This is a genomic window from Bradyrhizobium sp. SBR1B, assembly GCF_014198205.1.
Taxonomy (GTDB): Bacteria; Pseudomonadota; Alphaproteobacteria; order Rhizobiales; family Xanthobacteraceae; genus Bradyrhizobium.
This window is the reverse complement of the sequence record NZ_JACIHC010000002.1, coordinates 244,377-265,769: the sequence shown is the minus strand read 5'-3', so window position 1 is coordinate 265,769 and position 21,393 is coordinate 244,377. Positions and strand designations below refer to the sequence as shown.

The window sequence follows — 21,393 nt, the reverse complement described above, 5'->3', positions numbered from 1 at the left end:
GCTCGTGGGATTTAAATGCGGAATCGTCGGATTGCCCAATGTCGGCAAGTCGACCTTGTTCAACGCGCTGACCGAGACGGCCGCGGCGCAGGCCGCGAACTATCCGTTCTGCACCATCGAGCCGAATGTCGGCGAGGTCGCCGTGCCCGATCCCAGGCTCGACAAGCTCGCGGCGATCGCCAAGTCCGGCCAGATCATCCCGACCCGGCTGACCTTCGTCGACATCGCCGGCCTCGTCCGCGGCGCCTCCAAGGGTGAAGGCCTCGGCAACCAGTTCCTCGCCAACATCCGCGAGGTCGATGCGATCGCGCATGTCGTGCGCTGCTTTGAAGATTCCGACATCACCCATGTCGAGGGCAAGATCGCCCCGCTCGCCGACATCGAGACCATCGAGACCGAGCTGATGCTCGCCGATCTCGACAGCCTCGAGAAGCGCGTCGACAACCTCACCAAGAAGGCCAAGGGCAACGACAAGGACGCCAAGGAGCAGCTCGACCTCGTCAACCGCACCCTGGTGCTGCTGCGTGAAGGCAAGCCCGCGCGCCTCGTCGAGCGCAAGGCGGAGGAGGAACGCGCCTTCGGCATGCTCGGCCTGCTGTCGTCCAAGCCCGTGCTCTATGTCTGCAACGTCGAGGAAGGCTCGGCCGCAACGGGCAATTCGTTCTCCCAGGCGGTGCAGGAGCAGGCCGCCAAGGAAGGCGCGGTTGCCGTCGTCATCTCCGCCAAGATCGAATCCGAGATCGCGACCATTTCGCGTGAGGAACGCGCCGACTTCCTGGAGACGCTGGGTCTCGAAGAGGCCGGCCTCGATCGCCTGATCCGCGCCGGCTACACGCTGCTCGACCTCATCACCTATTTCACGGTGGGTCCGAAGGAAGCGCGCGCCTGGACCATCTATCGCGGCACCAAGGCGCCGGGCGCGGCGGGCGTGATCCATACCGATTTCGAGAAGGGTTTCATCCGCGCCGAGACGATTGCGTATGAGGACTACGTCGGGCTCGGCGGCGAAGCCGGCGCCCGCGATGCCGGCAAGCTCCGCCTCGAAGGCAAGGAATACGTCGTCGCCGACGGCGACGTGATGCATTTCAGGTTCAATACTTAAGTACCAACATCGATGCCGTAGGGTGGGCAAAGCGAAGCGTGCCCACCATCTCTCATATCGCGGAATGATCGTGGGCACGGCGCTTTGCGCCTTTGCCCACCCTACGGCACCTGTGCGTGACGCTCACCGCATCCCGCTGCCCTGGTCGCGGATGGCGCCGAGATGCTCGTTGATGCGGAAGACGATCAGGATCAGCTCCGCGGCGATGCGCGAGAACACGATTCCGACGACGACGCTCGCGATCGACGACAGCAGCACCAGGAAGCCGCCGAACGGACTGATCGCCATCGCAGCCAGGCCGGAGAAGATGCCGGAGAGGCCGAACAGGCAGATCAGCGCGATCACCAGCCAGTAGAAGGTCTTGATGATCGTCGGCGTGATGAAGCGGTCCCACTGAAACAGATCGCTGAATGAAAACATTGCTCTCCCCAGGGCATCGGGCCTTGGTAAATGGATCTTGGCCCTCGGTTGATCCGACTCAAGACCAACGCCACCACCCCGTATGTAGCACGAGCCATGCGGGCCGGCGGGTTGAGATTGCCGCAAAGTGCGGCCACAATCTGTCATTTCCGCTAGCCAATCCCAAGATGACCCTGACCTTCGAAGATTTCCCGCCCGGCCGGTTCGGAACATTCGGCCCGCGCCACGTCACCCGCGACGAGATTCTGGCCTTCGCGGCCGAGTTTGATCCGCAGCCGATGCATCTGGACGAGGAGGCCGCCAACAAGAGCATGCTGCGTGGCCTGTCCGGCTCGGGCTGGCATCTCTGCTCGCTGATGATGCGGATGATGGCCGACGGCTTCATTACCCGCGCCGCGTCGCTGGGGTCTCCCGGCGTCGACGAGGTGCGCTGGCTCTCGCCGCTCCGGCCCGGCGACGATCTCATGCTCGACGTCGACGTGTTGGAGGCGCGCCCCTCCAAGAGCCGGCCCGAACTCGGCATCGTCAAATTCAAATGCACCGTGCGCAACGCCAAGGGTGAGCCGCTGGGCGAGATGACCTCGCCGATCCTGATCAAGCGGCGCGAGGGGGCGGTCTGATGCGGTTCTTCGACGACATCGAGATCGGCCAGCGCCGCGAGATCGGCACCTATACGTTCACGGCCGAGGCCATCAAGAATTTCGCCGCGAAGTTCGATCCGCAGCGTTTTCATCTCGACGAGGAGGAGGGCAAGAACTCGCTGTTCGGCGGGCTTGCCGCCTCGGGCTGGCATGTCGGCTCGGCCTGCATGAGCTTGCTTGTCGCTGACGGCCAGCGTCTGGCGCGCGAGGCCGTAGCGCGCGGCGAGGAGGTCGCGGTGTGGGGGCCTTCGCCGGGCTTTCGCGACCTGCGCTGGATCAGGCCGGTGCTTGCCGGCGATACCGTCGCTTACGTCAACGTGGTCACCGACAAGCGCACCTCGGCCTCGCGCCCCGGCTGGGGCATCCTGACCGCCCGCACCACCGGCACTAACCAGCGCGGCGAGGACGTCTATTCCATCACCGCCAGCGCCTTCGTGCCGATGCGGAAGAGCGGTTAGATCTGTTCCAAGATGAACGGGCAAATGAGTGCGCAAGTGTTGCCCGCGCGCTATGGACGCGATTCCGGGCGGCTGCCATAAGCCTGCGCAACATGGTTACCGCGAAGCAGTTTGGTGGAACCAGTGAGTTGCTAACTAATTATGAACCTGTCGCTGTCTAATTGAAACGAATTGGGCAGAGACAGGGGACGAGGACCATGGCTGATCGCGGCGCACTCAAGTTTGTTGGATTTATCTTCGCTACCGCGACGCTGGCCGTGATGCTGGTCGCCGGCATGGTGGTGAAGGGCTATGCCGATGGCGCCTACACCCTGGAAGCCTCGGCCGTCGACGCGAGCCGGTAAGAATCTGTTAAGCTCTCGGGGCCGGAAAGCGGCCCCCTCAGCGGCTATAGACGAACGCCAGCACCGCGATCGCAGCCACCAGCAATCCGACGAACCGCAGCATGATCGTGCCGAGCTGACTGGGCGCGGGCCGCAGCGATATCGGGTCCGTGTTGTCGGGCCGAATGCTTTCCATGAGATGTCCCCCGGCCCGGCCGCAAGAGAAGCGGGCGCTTGGCATTGGTCGTCGGGAAGGCGCGGCGGGTTCAATAGCGCACCGCATAGCTACGGTGACGGTGTGAACGTGCGTCCACCGTCTTACGCGGCCTTTTTCGCAGCCACACCCACCGCCGTCATGCCCCGGCTTGACCGGGCTTGATCCGGGCATCCAGTACACCGCGGCGTCTCGGTTCAATCACTGGCGTCTCTGGAATACTGGATCACCCGCTTTCGCGGGTGATGACACCTGTTTTGACGAGATAGCGTCCGGACCCGCTACGCCGGGGCGACATCCCGAATCAAAACTGCCGCGCTCCTTGCGGAACGCGGCAGCCGGTGATGCGTGATGTCAGTGCTTAGCTGTTGCGCAGGCCGTCGGCGGCGCGCTTCCACTGCGCGACGTTGTCGGCGATCATCCGGGTCGACTTCATCGCGGCCTGGCTGAGCTGGGCGTAGCCGGAGATCTCGCGCTGGACGCGCTGGCCCTCGGCATGCAGCAGGTCACGCAGGCTCTCGAGCTCCGAGATCAGATTCTCGATCTCGGCGAGCGAGGTGCCGGCGACGCGCTGGATCAGCGAGTTGACGTTGGTGACGGTGGCGTCCGCGCTCGGATCGAGCGGGGGCGCGTCGGTGGTCGCCGCCGCCGGACGGCGCAGATAGGCAATGTCGTTGCGGACGAAGTCGCGGATGCCGGCTTCGACTTCCGTGACTGCAGCGAGGTTGGTGTCGACCGTCTCGGTCTCGGCGGCTTCGGTCTTTTCTGGACGCATGGCGTTCATCGTTATTCCCCTGTTCGCGTTGAGCGCAGCGCGAGTGTCCCCCGCACGACGACGTCTGTGAGGCAGCCCGCATCAGGGCGCCGGAATTGGGCCGCAAATGGGCCGAGATGCGGCAAGGGCGGACCATTCGGGGGTTTTGCCGTGGCGTATGGTTAGGAGAGTGTGAACGTCGCTGCGGCGGCCACCGTTCCAGCTCCTCCTGGTGAGGAGCGCGAAGCGCGTCTCGAACCATGCAGGGCCTCGATCCTTCGAGACGCGCTCCTTCGGAGCGCCCTCAGGATGAGGAGAAAGAGTGGAGGCTCGGCCTACCAGCTCTTCTTGAAACCCGCCGTCAGGCTCTTGTTGATCGCGCCCTGCGAGGTCTCGCCGACCGAGCCGGAGACGGTGACATTGTCGAACAGTTTCTGCTCGGCGCCGACCTTGCGCAGCCATTTGTCGTCGGTGGTCGACAGCGACTGGCCGGCGGTGATGCTGGTGCCGGTGTCGGTGAGGGTGACCTTGGCCGACTGGTCGGTCTCGTAATTGCGAGTGATGTGGCCGCCGATGCCGGGGACCGCACTCGTGCCCTGCTGGTTGACGCTGTAGCCGTTCTGCAGCGTCAGCGAGGTATCGCTGGACAGCGGCACCGATTTGGTCAGCGAGGCCCCGAGCTTGCTCTGTTCCGAGCCGGGATCGACGCGGGCTTCCACCGCGGTCTTGTCCCAGATCACTCCAGCGCCGGGCGCGGTTGCCGTCGCCCAGGCGCTGCCGGAGGATTGCGGCAGGTTGCCGCCATTGGTGGCCTTTTGCGCCAGCAGCTCGGACATCGTCCGCGGCTCGCTGGTCACCGTCATGTCGGCGCCGATCCGGGTATCCCAGAACGAGAACACGGATTGCTTCACCGTCACCGCCGAGGAGCCGTTCGCATTGGCATTCGACGACCAGTCCAGGCCGTCCTTTGCGGCGGCCTTGGCGCGCTTCTTGGCGGCGATGGGGTCAATGCCAGTGCCGGCATCGACCGCGAGCTGGCTCCAGTCGAGCTTGTCGACGTCGATGCCTTTGAGCACGTCGGGGTCGTTGACGTCGGGGGTCTCTGCCGTCTCGGTCTCGGCCTCGTCTGGCGCGGCCGCGGGTGGGGAGAAGGGCGGAATGATCTGCGCCGAAACCGTCAGCACTGAGCCCAAGATGAACGCGGCCGCCAGCACCGGCAGCCTGGTCCAGCCGAAACCTGTCGAGAATTCCATCGTCCTGCCCGCAAACCCCAGCGCATGTTGTCCGCCAATATAAGGCGGTCCTTGGTGATGACCATGCGCCATTCGGTCTGCTTGCATCAATGCGGATTTATCGTTGCGAAATTGTGGCAACTCGCGTGGGGGACGCGAACCAACGGGCCGCGCGAAAGGCGCGCGCCCGACGACGAGCTCTCGATGCGACGGCATCCGGCGGGGCTGGCGGCCAGGACGTCGCGTCAGGCATTGTCATCGGTCCCGAACAGCGGGGCCCGTTGGCGTCCCCCTCAGCCGACGCTGGTCATCTTCGGCAGATGAATGGCGCGGCCGAGTGCCTGCTCGACCAGGTCGAAGGTGTCGATCAGGACCCGCATGCTGGTGAGCTTGCCCGCCCTGAACTGGGCAAACTGCGCGACCCGCAAGCTGATCGGCTTGTTGGAATCCAGTGCCGTCAGCGAATAGCGCATCATCAAGGCGGCGGAATCGACGCCCAGCATGATGCTCTCGCGGTCGAAGCGGCGGACCTGGAAATTGTCGGCGAGCTGGCGGATGACGTCGAGCACGGCGTCCTTGCCCTGGCGCGCGCCGAGGAACGGAAACATGTCGATCGGGCCGTAGAGCGCCCATTCGACCTCCTCGTCGATCAGGGCCTCGATGTCCTCGAAATGCCGGTCGTTGATCGCGCGGTGCAACGCGCGCGAGAAACGCCAGAGGCAGTGCTCTGTCATTTTGGGCAGTCCTGAAGCTGGCTTTGCGAAAGAAAAACGGAAAACGACCCCAGCGCAGTCAGGCGGTGGGGCTCAACTCATTTGTATACGAATAAAATACCCGATTTCGGCCAAAACGCAATTCACGTTTTCGCAATGCACAATTGATGGCGATATGTGAGATCTGCAATAAAACCCCGTAATCTTCCGGGTCCTGGCGGCTTGCGCACGGGTTCCAGGGGAGGGAGCAGGCTCAGTCCACCCGTGCACCCGTGATCAGCGGCCCGATCTCGCGCTCCAGCACCTGCTGCACCAGATCGTAGGAATCGATGATCTCGCGGATCTCGGCCACCAGCCCGCCGCGGAAGGTGTAGAACACGGCCATGTCGAACTGCACGATGCGGTCGTTGCTGCGCTTCCTGAAATAGGCCTGCATGTAGGTCGCGACCGCCTCGCCCTCGGCCAGGATGTGCGGTGCCTTGTAGCGGATCTCCGAATAGCGCGACCAGACCGTCTGCCACAGCTCGCGCAGCTCGGCCTTGCCGTGGCGCGGCACCATGTGCGGCAGCACGTCGATCGGCGCATGGGTGAGGAAGTCGACGTCATCGGTGCAGCACGCCAGCGCGGCCTCGATGTCGCCGCGCGCGAAGGCGTCGAGCAGATGCAGCACGCGCTGGCGATTGAGCTTCTCGACAGTCATTCCGCCCGTCCTCATTGGCCGTGTGGCGCCCTGCAACGCTAACGCGCGGTCTCCTGCACCGGCAATCCGCAAAATCACAGGGATGTTGCAGACGATATGACGCTCGAGCGCAATGCCAGGTTCATGGCGTGCAATGCGAGTTGAATTGCGGCGAGGCTGCGCGAGTTCGCGCGGCATCGAGCTGCATGACGCGCAACGTGCATGGCACAATGCGCAAGCGTCATCACGGCGCAGCCGTATGGAACCGCCGCGCGCCCGTGCCCGTTGGAGCGCCGACATACGCATTCGGAGCATCAATCATGAAATCGCTCCTCGCCGTCACCGCCGCACTGCTCATGCTTGGCGCGACCTCCACCGCCCACGCCAAGGGTTGCATCAAGGGCGCCGTCGTCGGCGGCGTTGCCGGCCACTATGCCGGTCATCACGGGGTCCTGGGTGCCGCCGCCGGCTGCCTCTACGGCAGGCACCACGCCAAGGAACAGGAGAAGCAGCGGCAGCAGCAGGGCCAGGTGAACGGGCAGGGGAAGCTTTAACCGTCCGACGGTTCGGCAAAGGGAAACCCGCTGCCGCGTCGGCGGTCCGCCCCCTCGCCCCGCTTGCGGGGAGAGTGTTGGGGTGAGGGGAGTCTCTCCGGGGACGCTAAGAGCGAGTTCGCGGAGACTCCCCCTCACCCGGAATCCAAGCTGAGCTTGGATTCCGGCCTCTCCCCGCAAGCGGGGAGAGGCGAAGCAACGCGTGATCCATCTCACATCACCCCGCTGCCGATGCGCCTAACGTCATCCCAAGTCATCAGGGAGACGTGCCATGGCTGCCATCGCCACCGTCAGAAAGTCCCGCCTGCACAACGCGCTCGAAGGCCTCGCGCTGACCACGGTCCTGCAGAGCTTTCCGACCTTCGCCGCCGCCGCCTTCCTGCTCAAGCTCGTTGGCAACCACGACCTCGTCGGCGACCCCGGCGTCGCGATCTTCGTCGCCATCGCTTCGCTCGCCCACGCCATGCTCGCCGTGACCCTCGGCCCGAGCTTCCCGCACATGTTCAAGACCGTCTACGAGCCAAAGTTCTTCGAGGCCCATCTGTCGCTGTCCGACAAGATCACGGCCTGGCGCACCCAGCCCGTCGCCTCGCTGCAATTGGTGACGATCGTGCTGCTGCTGTCGGTGATGGCGGTGGTGACGGCGAGTGTGGGGTGAGGGCGGAGAAATCTCTCCGGCGTCATTCAGGGCGCCGCAGAGCGGCGAGCTATGATGCGCAATTGCGCATTTGAGAATCCATAACCACGAACCGCAATGAGAAGTGAGAGCGTCCCTACCTCTTCTTCCACCCACCCCGTCTTCCCGGCTGTCCCCCCGTCGACTTCGGTGCCGGCCCGAACTCCGGACCGGATTGCCTTGAATCCGTCGGCTGGATGATCCGGCTCGTACTTCCGAACGGCTTTGACGGCAGGGTCTGGTTTTCGCGGTAGGGCAGCGATTCCGGGCCGTGCATCTCGTCGAGATGCGGCTTGTGGACCTTCGAGCCGCTACCGCCGCCGCTGGCTTTCAGCGCGGACCCAACGGTCTTCTTCTTCATGGCGCTGACAGGCAGGTTGGCGGCGTCGCCGTACTTCTTGCTGCCGGCATAGGCGCCCGCCTTGCCCTGCACGGTGCGCTGCTTGGCGGTGGGATCGTCGACCACGGCGAGCTCGGTGGCGCGCAGGCGCTTGACTTCGTCGCGCAGGCGCGCGGCTTCCTCGAAGTTTAGATCGGCTGCGGCCTCGCGCATCCGCGTTTCCAGATCGCCGAGCACGGCTTCGAAGTTGTGGCCGATCGAGATGACGTCGTCAGTCATGTCGTGGCCGCCGACCTCGATCAGTACGTGGTCGCGCTCGTAGACGGAGTTGAGGATGTCGCCGATCTGCTTCTTCACGCTCTCCGGCGTGATGCCGTTGGCGGTGTTGTACTCGACCTGCTTTTCGCGGCGGCGGTTGGTCTCGGCGATGGCGCGCTCCATCGATCCCGTCATCTGGTCGGCGTAGAGGATCACCTTGCCGTCGACGTTGCGCGCAGCGCGGCCGATGGTCTGGATCAGCGAGGTCTCGCTGCGCAAAAAGCCTTCCTTGTCGGCATCGAGGATCGCGACCAGCGCGCATTCGGGAATGTCGAGGCCTTCGCGCAAGAGGTTGATGCCGACCAGCGCGTCGAAGGCACCGAGGCGCAGATCGCGGATGATCTCGATGCGCTCGATGGTGTCGATATCCGAATGCATATAGCGGACGCGAATGCCCTGCTCGTGCAGATATTCGGTGAGATCCTCGGCCATGCGTTTGGTCAGCACCGTGATCAACGAGCGGTAGCCGGCCTGCGCGGTGGCGCGGACCTCGCCGACGAGATCGTCGACCTGGGTGCGGGCGGGGCGAATATCGACGGGAGGATCGATCAGGCCAGTGGGACGAATGACCTGCTCGACGAACACGCCGCCGCTCTCGTTCAGCTCCCAGCCGCTCGGCGTCGCCGACACCGCAACCGTCTGCGGCCGCATCATGTCCCATTCCTCGAAGCGCAAGGGTCGGTTGTCCATGCAGGAGGGCAGGCGGAAGCCGTATTCGGCCAGCGTCGCCTTGCGGCGGAAGTCGCCGCGGAACATGGCGCCGATTTGCGGGATGGTGACGTGGCTCTCGTCGGCGAAGATCAGCGCGTTGTCGGGCACGTATTCGAACAGCGTCGGCGGCGGCTCGCCGGGGCGGCGTCCCGTGAGATAGCGCGAGTAGTTCTCGATGCCGGCGCAGCTGCCCGTCGCCTCCATCATCTCGAGGTCGAAGGTGGTGCGCTGCTCCAGCCGCTGCGCTTCCAGCAGGCGCCCCTGGTCGTGCAACTGGTCGAGCCGTTGCTTCAACTCCGATTTGATCGACTTGATCGCCTGCACCAGCGTCGGGCGCGGCGTCACATAGTGCGAGTTGGCGTACATCTTGATGAATTCGAGCTCGTCCTGCTTGTGGCCGGTGAGCGGATCGAACTCCTCGATGTTCTCGATGGTGTCGCCGAACAAATTCACGCGCCAGGCGCGGTCCTCATAGTGCGCCGGGAAAATGTCGATGACGTCGCCGCGCACGCGAAACGTGCCGCGGGTGAAATCGGCCTGGGTGCGCTTGTACTGGAGCGCGACGAGGTCGGCGATGAGCTGGCGCTGGTCGATGCGCTCGCCCTTCTTCAGTGCGAAGGTCATCGCGGTGTAGGTCTCGACCGAGCCGATACCGTAAATGCACGACACCGAGGCGACGATGATGACGTCGTCCCGCTCGAGCAGCGCGCGCGTCGCCGAGTGGCGCATGCGGTCGATCTGCTCGTTGATCGAGGAGTCCTTCTCGATATAGGTGTCGGTACGCGGGACGTAGGCTTCCGGCTGGTAGTAGTCGTAATACGAGACGAAATACTCGACGGCGTTGTCGGGGAAGAAGTTCTTGAACTCGCCATAGAGCTGGGCGGCGAGCGTCTTGTTCGGCGCCAGGATCAGCGCGGGGCGCTGCGTCTTCTCGATCACCTGCGCCATCGTGTAGGTCTTGCCCGAGCCGGTGACGCCAAGCAGCACTTGAGTGCGGTCGTTGCGCTGGACGCCTTCGACCAGCTCGGCGATCGCGGTCGGCTGGTCGCCCTTGGGCTGGTATTCCGATTTGATCTCGAAGCGCACGCCGCCTTCGGACTTTTCCGGCCGCGGCGGCCGGTGCGGCGTCCACACCTTGGTTGAGCCGTCGTTCTTGCGGAACTCCGGCCGGCCCTCGCGGATCAGCGCCTCCAGCGCATCCGCGGTCGCCTTGACGCCGAGCGCCTCCATCTTGCTGCGCGGCGGACGCGCCAGCGCCTCGGCATCGTCCTCCTCGGTGGGCAGGCCGAGCTGCCGCGCCAGTTCCGGATCGAGCGTCGGGATCGTGGCCGCGGTTCCGTAATTGGCCTGCGGCGCTTCTTCCAGTCCGCCAATTTCGCTGGATTGCCGGGCGCCCGCCGGCTGCGGGTTGGGCCGCAGCGGCATCGGCCGCGCACTGTCCTGCGGAAACTCCTTCGGCGTCGAGGCCCGCGCGCGATGCGCCGCAGCCTCGCCGCCGGAGCGGCGGTCGCGCGAATTGTCCGGCGGCGGCTGCAGCCCGGTGCCCGAGCCAAGGCCGGCATCGCCACGATTGATCGCGGGATTGAGCAGCTCGGCCAGCGCCGGCCCGATCGGCTGCACATCAGGCCGATGTGCCTTCGAGTTCGGAGCCTTGGTCTTGGGGGATTTGCCGGATTTTTCGGAGGATGCAGGTTTCTTCGCCATGAGGCGAATATGGGATGAGTCCGCCTCCCGATAAAGGGCGAATGACCGTCCTCATGCAGCCTGCTGACAGCAGGTTGGCAGCAGGGGTCGGCCTCACGCCGCCGGCCCGTCGTCGTCACCCGCCTGATATGGCTTGAGAACGTCGAGATGGATGCCGCCGCAATCGGTGCAGCGCATGGTCCAGTACTCGCACCCCGCGCGGCCGCCGATCACGCGGAGCACCGAAAGATCGCCGTGGCATTCCGGGCAGTTGGACAGCACATTGCGGGCGTAGATTCTCGGCCGCGGCGTGTCTTCGATTTCGATGACTGACATGACCCGGTTCCCCCTTTGACGCTGCGCTGCCCCTGGTTCGCTTGCCGTCCGGATCGCTTATTCGTCGTCGCTGTCGGCCCGGCGGCGGAAGCGGTCGATGTGGTGCTTGGCGTCGGCGATCGCGGCGTTCTGATCGGGCCAGGCGAAGCCGACTTCCATCGCCGGAAACAGCACGCCGTCGATGGCGACGGGGCTGAGATCGGCGCGGCGGATGCGGGCGTGCCAGAGGCCTTTGCCAGCCTCGAAGGATTCAATGTCAAAGCCGTCGTAAAGGGTCGTCATTCTTGTCGGTCCCACGTTTCTTTTCGGAGGGTCAGGGGACCACGTTTGCGGATTCCGGAATGTGAAGTCGTTCACAAGCGGCAGGCTTTTTTGCCTCCGGCGTCAGTTCCGCGCGGCGACACGGCCCGTCCGCTTGACGGGGCGGGCGGCGGGTTCCGAGGCCGCGCGCATGATCCAGCGGCGGAACGCGGCAAAGTCGCGATGCTCGGTTTGAAAGCTGCGATAGAGCAGGTACCAGCGCATGCCCTTGGGCACCGAGAGGTCGAACGGGGCGACCAGCCGGCCGGCGGCAAGGTCGTCGTCGATATAGGGGCGGATACCCATGGCGATGCCGAGCCCGTCGGCGGCGGCCTGCAGTGCCTGGCCGTAAAATTGGAACTCCGGCCCGCGCGGATTGATGCGGGTGAGGTTCGCGGCTTTCAGCCAGATCGGCCAGTCCTCCGGCGAATGTTCGACGCGGATCAGGCTCGGTCCCTTCAGGTCGGCCGGCCGCTTCAGGCCGCTCGCAAGACGGGGCACGCAGACGGGCGTGAGATCGCCGGCGAACAGGGGCTCGGCGACCAGGCCAGGCCAGTCGCCGGTGCCGAGCTTGATGCCGCAGCTCCAATCCTCGCCGAACGGGACCGACGCGCCGCCGGTGGTAAAGCGCACCTCGATGTCGGGCTCTTCGCTGCGAAACTCCGACAGGCGCGGGATCAGCCAGCGCATCGCAAAGGTGTGGCCGACGCCGATCGTGAGCACGCGGACGCTTGCCGGCGCCGTCACCTGCGCGGTGAGGCTAGCCAGCGCATCGAAGATCGGCGTCAGGCCGCCTTGATAGGCGCGGCCGGGCTGCGTCAGCACCAGGCGATTGGCCTTGCGCTCGAACAGCGCGACGCCGAGCCGCTCTTCCAGGAGATGCACCATGCGGCTGACGGCGGCCGCCGACACGCTCAGCTCGAGCCCGGCCGCAGCAAAGCTGCCGGTCCGCGCCGCCGCCTCGAATGCCTTGATGCCGTTGAGAAACAGCAGACGCCGCAAAGGCCCAACCCTCAGGAAAGCTGATGCCAGGCCAAGATAACTCAGTTTGCGCGGAAGGAGCAAGCGAGGCACGTTCTCCTCGCCTCTCCCCGCGCGCGGGGAGAGGCCGACGCGCAAAGCGCGGCGGGTGAGGGGGAGTCTCCGCGAGTCCATCTACCACCGTGATTGCGGAAGCGGCCCCTCACCCCACCCTCTCCCCGTAAGAACGGGGCGAGGGAGTGAAGCAGTCTGCGTCCCTTACGATGAGCCACCACCGGAGATTCCCCACGTGACGCCCATCATGATCGCTGCCCTCGGATTGCTGATGGTCGCCACCGCGTTCCTGTCGGGGCTGTTCGGCATGGCGGGCGGGCTGATCCTGATCGGCGTGCTGCTGGCGCTGATGCCGCTGCCGACCGCGATGGTGCTGCATGCGATCACGCAGATGGCCTCGAACGGCTGGCGCGCATTTCTGTGGCGCGCGCATATCCGCTGGCGGCCGGTCGCGAACTATATGGTCGGCGCTGCTGTCGCGCTGGCGGCCTGGTCGCTCACCCGCTACGTGCCTGATAAGCCGATGGCGCTGCTGCTGCTCGGCGTTACACCGTTCATGGCACGGCTGTTGCCCGCCAACATCAAGCCGGATCCGGACCGCCTCTGGCAGGGCACCGTTTATGGCACGATCTGCATGGGCTTGATGCTGATGACCGGCGTGTCGGGGCCACTGCTCGACACCTTCTTCCTCGGCGGCGATTTCGGCCGGCGCGAGAAGGTCGCGACCAAGGCGATGTGCCAGCTCGTCAGCCATTTCACCAAGCTGATCTATTTCGGCGGCATCATCGACCAGGCGGCGAGCCTCGATCCCGTGCTCGCCGGCGTCGCCATCCTTGCCTCGATGCTCGGCACCACGCTGGCGCGGCGCATCCTCGAAGCCATGACCGACCAGCAATTCTTGGCCTGGTCGAACAAGCTGATCACCACGATTGCCTGCTACTACATCGCCTATGGCGGCTGGCTCATGGTTCGCACGCCAGTGCTGGCCGCCTTCGACAAGGGAGGTTTGCAATGAACGAGACTGCCGATCCCCTGGTGCTGGACTTCGTCGAATGGGTCGCGCGCGAGCCGCGCGCCTATGCCGAAGTGATCGCGACCTGGAAGACCTCGTGCCCGCGCCTCACCATCTGGGAAGATGCCACTGAGCGCGGCTACGTCGCGCGCGAGACGCTGCCCGGTCTCGGGCTGGTGATCGCGGTCACCGAGGGCGGCGAGAAATTGCTGCGAAACAACGGGCGCTAACTCTCGCCACATCGTCATTGCGAGCGTCAGCGAAGCAATCCAGAATGTCGCCGCGCGGCAGGCTGGATTGCTTCGTCGCAAAGGGCTCCTCGCAATGACGGAGCCAGTGGAGGCGCCTTTGTCACTCAAACTCTACGAACTCGTCGGCACCGACGCCTCGCGTCCCTTCAGCCCGTATTGCTGGCGCACGCGGATGGCGCTGGCGCACAAGGGCCTCGCGGCGGAATCGCTGCCCTGGCGCTTCACCGAGAAGGGCGCGCTTTCGCCGCACGGGTCGGAGAAGGTTCCGGTGCTGCTGCACGATGACAGACCGGTCGTCGACTCCTGGACGATCGCGACCTATCTCGAGGACAATTTCCCGGACCGTCCGTCGCTGTTCGGCGGCGAGGGCGGCTGCGCCATGGCGCGCATGATCAACGCCTTCGGCGACATCGCCGTGGTCGGCGGCATCTTTCCGCTGATCGTTGCCGACATCCCGAAAAATCTCGCCGAGATCGATGCCGCCTATTTCCGCAAGTCGCGCGAGGCGCGCTTCGGCGGCAAGAGCCTGGAAGCGGTCATGGCAAGTCGCGACACCGGCGTGGTCGCCTTCCGCAAGTCGCTCGAGGTGATGCGCCAGACGTTGAAGAAGCAGCCCTTCATCGGCGGCGCCGCGCCGAACTACGCCGACTACGTGGTGTTCGGCGGCTTCCAGTGGGCGCGCGTGGTGAGCCCGTTCAAGCTGCTCGAGACGGACGATCCGGTATATGCTTGGCGCGAAAAGCTGCTCGATGCATTCGACGGCATGGCGCGGAAATCGCCGGGGCATGAGGTGTAAGTTTCGCCGGGCGGATCTTGTAGGGCAGGCAAAGGCGCATAGCGCCGCAAATGAAAATGGTGGGCACGCTGCGCTTTGCCCACCCTACGATACTGCCGCCTCCGCCGCCTTGCGCAAGCACTCCCGGCACAGGCAGTCTTCGCCCTCGACCGGCATCGGCAGCTTCGCGGTTTCCTCCGCGCACCAGCAGGTGCCCGAGAGGTCGCAGCCGAACTCAGTACCGCAGCGCGCGCAGGCGAGGCGGCGCGGTTCCGGTGATGCGGATTCTTTCGGATTTGTCATGATTTACGTCGAAGCTTCGCCGTGATTTTCATGTCGGGTTCATCGGTCGCTGCGGTATATTAGGCGTCGCGCGCGGACTCCGAAAGCGGCTCCCGACACGCGAAGGACAAATCGATGGCCCGCGATTCGCAAGCCGCGCTCGTCGCGCTCAACCGTTTTGGCTTCGGCGCCCGCGGCGGCGCCTCGGGCGATCTCATCAACGCAGCCTCCGATCCTCGCGGTTTCGTGAAGGCAGAGCTGGTCCGTGCGAGTGGGGTGTTGCTGGAGGCGCCCGGTCTGCAATCGACCCAGCAACTCGGGCAGGCCGTCTTCGCCTATCAGGATCAGGTCAGGCAGGCGCGCGAAGCGGCGAAGGCCGCCGCGCCCGCCGAGACGCAGCCGCCTGCGCCGAGTGAACCGAAGCCCGGGCTCCGCCGCAATCTCTCGCTGAATGCGGCAGCAACGGAAGTCGCCGGCCAGATGACGGAAGCCAAGCCGGCGGACAATGCGGCAAAGCCGGACGCGATGCAGCCCAATGCGGCTGCACCGCCGGCGGCCAAGCCGGCCCCGCAGCCGCTCAACGTCATCCAGAAGACCTTCCGCAGCGAAGCGCTGGCGCGCCTGCAGCGCGCGACGCTGGCCACCTGCGGCTTCACCGAGCGTCTCGTCGCGTTCTGGTCCAACCATTTCTGCATTTCCGCGACCAAGGGTGAGCTGGCGCGGATCTGGGCCGGCGCGTTCGAGCGCGAGGCGATCAGGCCGCATGTGCTCGGGCGCTTCGCCGACATGCTGAAAGCGGTCGAGCAGCATCCGGCGATGCTGTTCTTCCTCGACAACCAGCAATCGCTCGGCCCGGATTCGCGCGCAGGCCAGAACCGCAAGCGCGGCCTGAACGAAAATCTCGCGCGCGAGATCATGGAGCTGCACACGCTCGGCGTCGGTGGCGGCTACACGCAGGAGGACGTCACCTCGCTCGCGCGGATCATCACCGGCTGGACCTTTGCCGGAAGGCAGGGGCAGCTCGGCACACCCGGCTCCTTCGTGTTCAACACCAATGCGCACCAGCCCGGCGCGCAGATGTTGCTCGGCAAGAGCTACGAGGCGACGGGCCTTGCGCAAGGCGAAGCCGCGCTCGCTGACATCGCGAGCCATCCGTCGACCGCGAATTTCATCGCCACCAAGTTCGTCCGCCATTTCGTCGCCGACGATCCGCCGCCGGGATTGGTGGCGCGGTTGCGCGAAATCTTCGTCAAGACCGACGGCGACCTCAAGGCGCTTGCCACGGCGCTGGTTGATTCCGACGAGGCGTGGAAGGCGCCGCTGACCAAGATGCGCTCGCCCTATGATTTCCTGGTCGCGAGCGGCCGGCTGCTCGCGCGCGTGCCGGAGGATCCAGGCGCCTATCTGAACAATCTCAACCTGCTGGGACAGCCGCTGTGGTCGCCGGCCGGCCCCAATGGTTTCCCCGATACCAGCGCCGCATGGGCCGCGCCTGAGGGCATGAAGCTCAGGCTCGATATCGCCGCGCAGATGGGCGCACGGCTCGGGCCCAACATCGATCCGCTGGATCTGCTGGAATTCGCAGCGGCGGATGCGGCCTCCATCGAGACGCGCCGGACCATCGAGCGCGCGGAGTCGCGCCAGCAGGCGCTGGCGCTGCTCTTGATGTCGCCGGAAATGCAGAGGAGGTGACGATGGACTGCACCGAGAACCGGCTCCTCACCTCGCGCCGCAGTCTCCTGCTCGGCGGCGCCTCGTTCGCGGCCTGGGCTTATTTGCCGAAATTCGCGCGCGCGGCCGATGGGCACGATCCCCGGCTGATCGTGGTGATCCTGCGCGGCGCGCTCGACGGTCTTGCGACCGTCGCGCCGATCGGCGACCCCGATTATGCCGGCCTGCACGGCTCGATCGCGCTCACTTCTGACGGCGCGCATCCCGCGATCATGCTGGATTCCTTCTTCGCGCTGCATCCGGCGATGCCGGAATTTGCGCGCATGTATCGCGACCAGCATGCCGCGGTGATCCATGCCGTGGCGACGCCTTATCGCGACCGCTCGCATTTCGACGGCCAGGACGTGCTCGAAAGCGGCTATGCCGGTCCCGGCCGCGTGCAGTCCGGCTGGCTCAACCGCGCGCTGGAAGCGCTGCCGCGCGGCGAGCGCGTATCGAGCGCTCTTGCGGTCGGGCCCACCACGCCGTTGGTGCTGCGCGGCAACGCGCCGACCGTCGGCTGGGCCCCGGTGGCGCTGCCGCAGGCGGATGACGACACCGCGATGCGCCTCGTCGATCTCTACCGTCATCGCGATCCCGCGCTGGCGATGGCCTTGTCGCAAGGCCTTCAGCTCGACAAGGCCGCGAGCGGAGACGACATGAAACCGAAACCCGGCAATGCGGTGGCGCAGATGCGCCAGGTCGCGCGCGGCGCGGCCAAGCTGATGGCGGCGGACGATGGCCCGCGCATCGCCGCGCTCGCCTTCGATGGCTGGGACACCCATGCCAATGAAGGCGGCCCCGTGGGGCGTCTCGCCTTCCTGCTCGGCGGGCTCGATGGCGCGCTCGCCGAATTCCAAAGCGGTTTGGGGGAGCGCTGGCGCGACACCGTCGTCGTCGTCGCCACGGAGTTCGGCCGCACCGCGCGCATCAATGGCACCGATGGCACCGATCACGGCACCGGCACGATCGCGCTGCTCGCCGGCGGCGCCGTGAAAGGCGGACGCGTGATCTCCGAATGGCCGGGCCTCAAGCTCGCGAACTTGTATGAAGCTCGCGATCTCAAGCCGACCACCGATCTGCGCTCCGTGATCAAGGGCGTGCTGCAGGGCCAGTTCGGTCTATCCGATCGCGTGCTGGCCGAGACGGTGTTCCCGGATAGTGCGGGAGTACGGCCGATGAAGGGATTGGTCGCCTAACCCCACGCGCCGTCATTCCGGGCCTGCGCCTTGCGGCGCATCCCGGAATGACGAGATAATGGTGCAGCATCAGGAGAACCATCCCCATGTACATCGCCATGAACCGCTTCCGTGTCGCCAAGGGCTCCGAGGCCGCTTTCGAGCAGGTCTGGCTCGGCCGCGATACGCATCTGGACAAGGTGCCGGGCTTCGTCGAATTCCATCTGCTGCGCGGACCCGAGCTCGAGGACCACACGCTCTATGCCTCGCACACCGTGTGGGCGAACCATGCCGCGTTCGAGGCCTGGACCAAGTCCGAAGCGTTTCGCGCTGCGCACCACAAGGCAGGCGACAACAAGCCGCTCTATCTCGGCCATCCCCAGTTCGAGGGCTTCGAGGTGATGCAGACCGTGGGACGCGGCGCGAAGTAGCGCGCCGCGCCGGCCTTTGTTTGTCTGAGCATGATCTTTCCGGAAAACCGCTGCACACTTTTCCGGATCATGCTCTAGCCCAGCGTGATCCTGTCGATCTCCGCCATCTCCTCCGCGCTGAGCTGCCAGGCGATCGCCTTGACGTTCTGCTCGATCTGCTCGACGCGGGTGGCGCCGGCAATCACGCTTGATACTTGCGGGCGGGCGGCGAGCCAGGAGAAGGCGAGCTCGAGCATGCTGTGGCCGCGGGCCTTGGCGAAGGCCTGGAGCTTCTCGACGATATCCTCGTTGCGCGGCGTGACGTAGCGGTCGCGCAGCCGCTCCACCTTGCCGAAGCGGGTATCATCGGGCGCGGCCTCGCCCTTCCGGTATTTGCCGGTCAGGAGGCCGCTTGCGAGCGGGAAAAACGGCAACAGGCCGAGCTTGTATTCCGTTGCTGCCGGCAGCAGGTCCTTTTCGATGTCGCGCACGACGAGCGAATATTCGTCCTGGCACGACACGAAGCGGCTGACATTCATCGCGCGCGCGACGTACTCGGCTTCGGCGACGCGCCAGGCCGGAAAGTTGGAATTGCCGATGTAGCGGACCTTGCCCTGGCGGACGAGATCGTCGAGCGCGCGCAGGCTCTCCTCGATCGGCGTCAGCGGGTCATAGTCGTGCTGCTGGTAGAGATCGATGTAATCGGTCTTCAGCCGCTTCAGGCTCGCCTCTACCGCCTCCATGATGTAGCGGCGCGAGGCGCCCTGCTTGGTTCCGTCCTCCGCCATCGGCTTGGAATATTTCGTCGCCAGCACGATGTCCTTGCGGCGGTCGCCCAGCACAGCACCGAGCACGGTCTCCGAGCCGCCCATGTTCGAATAGATGTCGGCGGTGTCGAACAGCGTGATGCCGAGATCGAGCGCGCGATGGATCACCTTGCGCGAGGTCTCCAGATCCGTGCGCTGGCCGAAATTGTTGCAGCCGAGCCCGACCGCGGACACGCGAAGGCCGGAGGCGCCGAGATTGCGAATTTCCATGGGAGATCCTGTCAGAGAGAGCAGCCACGCATTGTGACCATCGTGCGCCGCAGCAGCAAGGCGCGCGCCGCGCTGCTGCCATGCTGACAAGGCGGACAAAAAAATGCGGCCCCTGTCAGACGCGGCGACTGACGGGGACCGCTTGGGGCGCTTGATCGGTGACGGGGGGCCAGATCAGACGCAGGCACAGCGTAGTCCCGCTATGTTACGCGGGGGTGACAGCGGGAGTTATCCACAGGGTGCGGATGGGGATCAGAACAGCTTGCGATAGACGATGAAACCGGAACGCTCCGCGACCTTGTCATACAAGCGCTGTGCCGTGAGATTGGTCTCGTGCGTCTGCCAATAGACGCGCGGCGATCCCGCCAATTTCGCCCGCTCATACACGCCGTGGATCAGCGCCGAGGCGACGCCCTTGCCGCGCGCGGCTTCCAGCGTGAACAGGTCCTGCAGATAGCAGGACGGCTCGATCGCGGTGGTGCTGCGATGAAACAGGTAGTTCGTCATGCCGAGCAGCCTGCCGTCGCTCTCGGCGACCAATCCATGCACCGGCTCATAGGCATCGAAGAAACGCTGCCACGTCATCGCAGTGATCTCGCCCGCCAGCGCGGTCGGGCCAGAGCGGCCGTAGAAGGCGTTATAGCCGTCCCACAGCGGCAGCCATTGATCGTAGTCCTGCCTGGTGACGGCGCGAATGGTGAGCGACATGTGGATTTCCTGCGATCGATGGGACGTCCTTCATACGTGATGACGGGCGTGCCGATCAATCGCCAGTCGCATCACTCCGCGGCGCGCAGATGCCGGATCAGCCTGCGGCCCGTGGGATCGCGCAGCGAGCGGTAGTAGTCGGCGCGCGAGGGCGCATCGGTGTGGCGCACGAGATCGGTCACCGGCGTGTAGCTCAGCATACGTCCGCCATCGGGCAGGGCGTTGCAGACGAAGCGCAGCACCTCGCCGTTGCGCAAGGCGATGTTGATCGGCGTGGCATCGCCGATCCGCACCATCTCCATGCGCTGGGCGATGAAGGTGCCGAGCTCGTCTTCGGGCAGCTCGAACGCGCCGGTGTCGCGGCTGTGATACATCAGCGCGATGAAGGGCGGCTTGCCGTCGGCGATCTCGTCCGGCACCGCAAAATAGTCGCGGAAGGCGCGGTTGATGAATTCGGCCCGCGTCTCGGCATCGAGCAGCACGATGCCGATATCGACCTGATCGAGCGCGGCCGACAGCCGCGCGGCCGTGGCGTGGCTCTGCCGTTCGGCCGCGACCGTACCGAGCAGCCGCTCGCGCATCAGGCCGGTGATGCCGGCGGTGGCGGCAGCCGTGATCGCCATGAGGCCGAGCGGGATCAGATCGGCACTGGTGGCGCCGGAAACGCCGTGGCGGCCGAGGAGGAGCAGCGTCGCACCGATCACCGCGACGGCCGCGCTGGCGATGGCGGAGGCGAGACCCGACAATGCGCCGGCGAGCGCCACGATGCCCACGAGCAGCGGCGCGGGCGAGGGGATGAAGCGATCGAAGTGCATCGTCAGCAGCAGGGCTGCTGCCGTCAGCGCCGGACCGGAGATCGCACGCCATCCGAACCGCATGGACCCGTCTCGCTCCTCCCGAACCGAGGTAACGTCGCAACACTGGCTGATCGTTGCGCCACCGCGATACGTTTTCCTGCGGTGTGTTTAAGGTCCGCTTGCGTGCAAGCTTCAGGTTTTCGGATGATTTTAGACCAAGTGGGCGTGCTTGAGGGGCTGTTGCAGCGCCGGCGCATTCAGCGTCGAAATCCCCGGGCCCTTGCGCGTGACGACAATCAACAGCGACGCCGCGACCAAAATGGCCGCAGTCAGTGTGATTGCAACGACTACCACAGGTGATTTCATCGACGTCCCGCGCGATGCCTGAAGGCGCGAGGCACACGGCGCCTTGAAGGCTGGACCAGGATGAAACGGGAATCAGACCGGCAGGCCCATCGCCATGGTCGCCTTGGTCGACAGCACCGTCAGGGTGACGATCAGGCACAGCGATAGCGCGGCGACGGCGAGCGAGGCCGCGACCGCGTTGGTCAGCCGGGAAGACGCTACGGTAGCGGGATGGCCCTGAAAGCCTGCCGTGCCGGACGCCCGTATCATGGTCTAAATCCTTCAACGCGCGAGCGAATCACCCGCGACTTTCCACAATTTCCCAGTTTCAACCGGCAATATTGCGGCGGCTATCGCGCGGAAAATGGCGGGATTGCGGCGAACGTCACCTTTGTACCC

The 21,393-nt window shown here is 65.4% G+C and carries 28 protein-coding genes; 12 read left to right on the top strand and 16 right to left on the bottom strand.

Going from position 1 to position 21,393, the window contains the following annotated elements:
* Positions 1–4 precede the first annotated feature (4 nt).
* Positions 5–1,102 carry a redox-regulated ATPase YchF gene (gene ychF, locus GGD61_RS05910; protein ID WP_018318326.1) on the top strand — a complete coding sequence of 366 codons (1,098 nt, stop codon included), beginning with the start codon at positions 5–7 and terminating at the stop codon, positions 1,100–1,102.
* Positions 1,103–1,225: 123 nt separating this feature from the next.
* Here ychF and GGD61_RS05905 read toward each other — a convergent pair whose 3' ends face one another.
* Entirely contained in the window at positions 1,226–1,522 is a 297-nt protein-coding gene (locus GGD61_RS05905; RefSeq protein ID WP_018318325.1) for a DUF4282 domain-containing protein, read from the bottom strand.
* A gap of 167 nt (positions 1,523–1,689) precedes the next feature.
* Between GGD61_RS05905 and GGD61_RS05900 the strand changes: the two genes are divergently transcribed.
* From GGD61_RS05900 to GGD61_RS05890, 3 genes are all read left to right on the top strand, one after another.
* The gene (locus tag GGD61_RS05900; protein WP_092255065.1) at positions 1,690–2,142 is read left to right on the top strand and encodes a MaoC family dehydratase; all 453 of its coding nucleotides are present in this window, start codon (positions 1,690–1,692) and stop codon (positions 2,140–2,142) included.
* Positions 2,142–2,621, top strand: coding sequence for a MaoC family dehydratase (locus GGD61_RS05895; protein WP_092255062.1), 480 nt, complete (start codon positions 2,142–2,144; stop codon positions 2,619–2,621). The genes GGD61_RS05900 and GGD61_RS05895 overlap by 1 nt, the downstream gene beginning before the upstream one ends.
* A gap of 197 nt (positions 2,622–2,818) precedes the next feature.
* Complete coding sequence (locus GGD61_RS05890; protein WP_018318322.1) at positions 2,819–2,965, top strand: hypothetical protein; 147 nt, start codon at positions 2,819–2,821, stop codon at positions 2,963–2,965.
* Positions 2,966–3,002: 37 nt separating this feature from the next.
* Here GGD61_RS05890 and GGD61_RS05885 read toward each other — a convergent pair whose 3' ends face one another.
* The 5 genes from GGD61_RS05885 to GGD61_RS05865 form a co-directional block, all read right to left on the bottom strand.
* Positions 3,003–3,140, bottom strand: coding sequence for a hypothetical protein (locus tag GGD61_RS05885; protein ID WP_177237058.1), 138 nt, complete (start codon positions 3,138–3,140; stop codon positions 3,003–3,005).
* A gap of 379 nt (positions 3,141–3,519) precedes the next feature.
* On the bottom strand, positions 3,520–3,942 hold the full coding sequence (locus tag GGD61_RS05880) for a hypothetical protein (RefSeq protein ID WP_092255060.1): 423 nt from the start codon (positions 3,940–3,942) through the stop codon (positions 3,520–3,522).
* 305 nt (positions 3,943–4,247) lie between these two features.
* Positions 4,248–5,165 (bottom strand): hypothetical protein, encoded by a 918-nt coding sequence (locus GGD61_RS05875; RefSeq protein ID WP_092255057.1) that lies wholly within the window; start codon positions 5,163–5,165, stop codon positions 4,248–4,250.
* Positions 5,166–5,437: 272 nt separating this feature from the next.
* Positions 5,438–5,878 carry a nuclear transport factor 2 family protein gene (locus GGD61_RS05870; RefSeq protein ID WP_183230422.1) on the bottom strand — a complete coding sequence of 147 codons (441 nt, stop codon included), beginning with the start codon at positions 5,876–5,878 and terminating at the stop codon, positions 5,438–5,440.
* Positions 5,879–6,110: 232 nt separating this feature from the next.
* Positions 6,111–6,557, bottom strand: a complete 447-nt coding sequence (locus GGD61_RS05865; protein WP_026202000.1) for a nuclear transport factor 2 family protein — start codon at positions 6,555–6,557, stop codon at positions 6,111–6,113.
* Between the two features lie 299 nt (positions 6,558–6,856).
* On the opposite strand from GGD61_RS05865, the gene GGD61_RS05860 reads away from it, so the two are divergent.
* Positions 6,857–7,090, top strand: a complete 234-nt coding sequence (locus GGD61_RS05860; protein ID WP_092255049.1) for a hypothetical protein — start codon at positions 6,857–6,859, stop codon at positions 7,088–7,090.
* A 271-nt stretch (positions 7,091–7,361) separates the two neighbouring features.
* Positions 7,362–7,748 (top strand): hypothetical protein, encoded by a 387-nt coding sequence (locus tag GGD61_RS05855; protein ID WP_092255046.1) that lies wholly within the window; start codon positions 7,362–7,364, stop codon positions 7,746–7,748.
* 115 nt (positions 7,749–7,863) lie between these two features.
* Here the strand turns inward: GGD61_RS05855 and uvrB are convergent, their stop codons facing one another.
* The 4 genes from uvrB to GGD61_RS05835 all read right to left on the bottom strand — a co-directional run bounded on the left by uvrB (position 7,864) and on the right by GGD61_RS05835 (position 12,456).
* Entirely contained in the window at positions 7,864–10,839 is a 2,976-nt protein-coding gene (gene uvrB, locus GGD61_RS05850; protein ID WP_092255043.1) for an excinuclease ABC subunit UvrB, read from the bottom strand.
* 93 nt (positions 10,840–10,932) lie between these two features.
* Entirely contained in the window at positions 10,933–11,154 is a 222-nt protein-coding gene (locus tag GGD61_RS05845; RefSeq protein ID WP_018318313.1) for a hypothetical protein, read from the bottom strand.
* A gap of 57 nt (positions 11,155–11,211) precedes the next feature.
* The gene (locus tag GGD61_RS05840; protein WP_018318312.1) at positions 11,212–11,436 is read right to left on the bottom strand and encodes a hypothetical protein; all 225 of its coding nucleotides are present in this window, start codon (positions 11,434–11,436) and stop codon (positions 11,212–11,214) included.
* 102 nt (positions 11,437–11,538) lie between these two features.
* On the bottom strand, positions 11,539–12,456 hold the full coding sequence (locus GGD61_RS05835) for a LysR substrate-binding domain-containing protein (RefSeq protein WP_177237057.1): 918 nt from the start codon (positions 12,454–12,456) through the stop codon (positions 11,539–11,541).
* Positions 12,457–12,724: 268 nt separating this feature from the next.
* On the opposite strand from GGD61_RS05835, the gene GGD61_RS05830 reads away from it, so the two are divergent.
* The 3 genes from GGD61_RS05830 (at position 12,725) to GGD61_RS05820 (ending at position 14,548) form a co-directional block, all read left to right on the top strand.
* Positions 12,725–13,504, top strand: coding sequence for a sulfite exporter TauE/SafE family protein (locus tag GGD61_RS05830; RefSeq protein WP_092255035.1), 780 nt, complete (start codon positions 12,725–12,727; stop codon positions 13,502–13,504).
* Positions 13,501–13,731, top strand: a complete 231-nt coding sequence (locus GGD61_RS05825) for a hypothetical protein (RefSeq protein ID WP_092255032.1) — start codon at positions 13,501–13,503, stop codon at positions 13,729–13,731. The genes GGD61_RS05830 and GGD61_RS05825 overlap by 4 nt, the downstream gene beginning before the upstream one ends.
* 118 nt (positions 13,732–13,849) lie before the next feature.
* Positions 13,850–14,548, top strand: a complete 699-nt coding sequence (locus GGD61_RS05820; protein ID WP_177237056.1) for a glutathione S-transferase family protein — start codon at positions 13,850–13,852, stop codon at positions 14,546–14,548.
* Positions 14,549–14,632: 84 nt separating this feature from the next.
* Here GGD61_RS05820 and GGD61_RS05815 read toward each other — a convergent pair whose 3' ends face one another.
* On the bottom strand, positions 14,633–14,830 hold the full coding sequence (locus GGD61_RS05815; RefSeq protein ID WP_092255026.1) for a cysteine-rich CWC family protein: 198 nt from the start codon (positions 14,828–14,830) through the stop codon (positions 14,633–14,635).
* Between the two features lie 114 nt (positions 14,831–14,944).
* Here GGD61_RS05815 and GGD61_RS05810 point away from each other — a divergent pair, with 114 nt between their 5' ends.
* From GGD61_RS05810 to GGD61_RS05800, 3 genes are all read left to right on the top strand, one after another.
* Positions 14,945–16,501: a DUF1800 family protein gene (locus GGD61_RS05810; RefSeq protein ID WP_183230421.1), complete on the top strand. Its 1,557-nt coding sequence runs from the start codon at positions 14,945–14,947 to the stop codon at positions 16,499–16,501.
* Positions 16,502–16,503: 2 nt separating this feature from the next.
* A complete protein-coding gene (locus GGD61_RS05805) occupies positions 16,504–17,718 on the top strand; it encodes a DUF1501 domain-containing protein (RefSeq protein WP_092255019.1) in 1,215 nt (404 codons plus the stop codon).
* 86 nt (positions 17,719–17,804) lie between these two features.
* On the top strand, positions 17,805–18,128 hold the full coding sequence (locus GGD61_RS05800) for an antibiotic biosynthesis monooxygenase (protein WP_018318304.1): 324 nt from the start codon (positions 17,805–17,807) through the stop codon (positions 18,126–18,128).
* Between the two features lie 74 nt (positions 18,129–18,202).
* On the opposite strand, the gene GGD61_RS05795 is transcribed toward GGD61_RS05800, so the two are convergent.
* The 5 genes from GGD61_RS05795 to GGD61_RS05775 form a co-directional block, all read right to left on the bottom strand.
* Entirely contained in the window at positions 18,203–19,144 is a 942-nt protein-coding gene (locus GGD61_RS05795; protein WP_092255017.1) for an aldo/keto reductase, read from the bottom strand.
* A gap of 252 nt (positions 19,145–19,396) precedes the next feature.
* Positions 19,397–19,852: a GNAT family N-acetyltransferase gene (locus GGD61_RS05790; RefSeq protein ID WP_092255014.1), complete on the bottom strand. Its 456-nt coding sequence runs from the start codon at positions 19,850–19,852 to the stop codon at positions 19,397–19,399.
* Positions 19,853–19,923: 71 nt separating this feature from the next.
* Entirely contained in the window at positions 19,924–20,730 is an 807-nt protein-coding gene (locus tag GGD61_RS05785) for a PAS-domain containing protein (RefSeq protein WP_092255011.1), read from the bottom strand.
* A gap of 129 nt (positions 20,731–20,859) precedes the next feature.
* Positions 20,860–21,015: a hypothetical protein gene (locus GGD61_RS05780; RefSeq protein WP_092255007.1), complete on the bottom strand. Its 156-nt coding sequence runs from the start codon at positions 21,013–21,015 to the stop codon at positions 20,860–20,862.
* A gap of 72 nt (positions 21,016–21,087) precedes the next feature.
* Positions 21,088–21,264: a hypothetical protein gene (locus GGD61_RS05775; protein ID WP_018318299.1), complete on the bottom strand. Its 177-nt coding sequence runs from the start codon at positions 21,262–21,264 to the stop codon at positions 21,088–21,090.
* Positions 21,265–21,393: the final 129 nt, after the last annotated feature.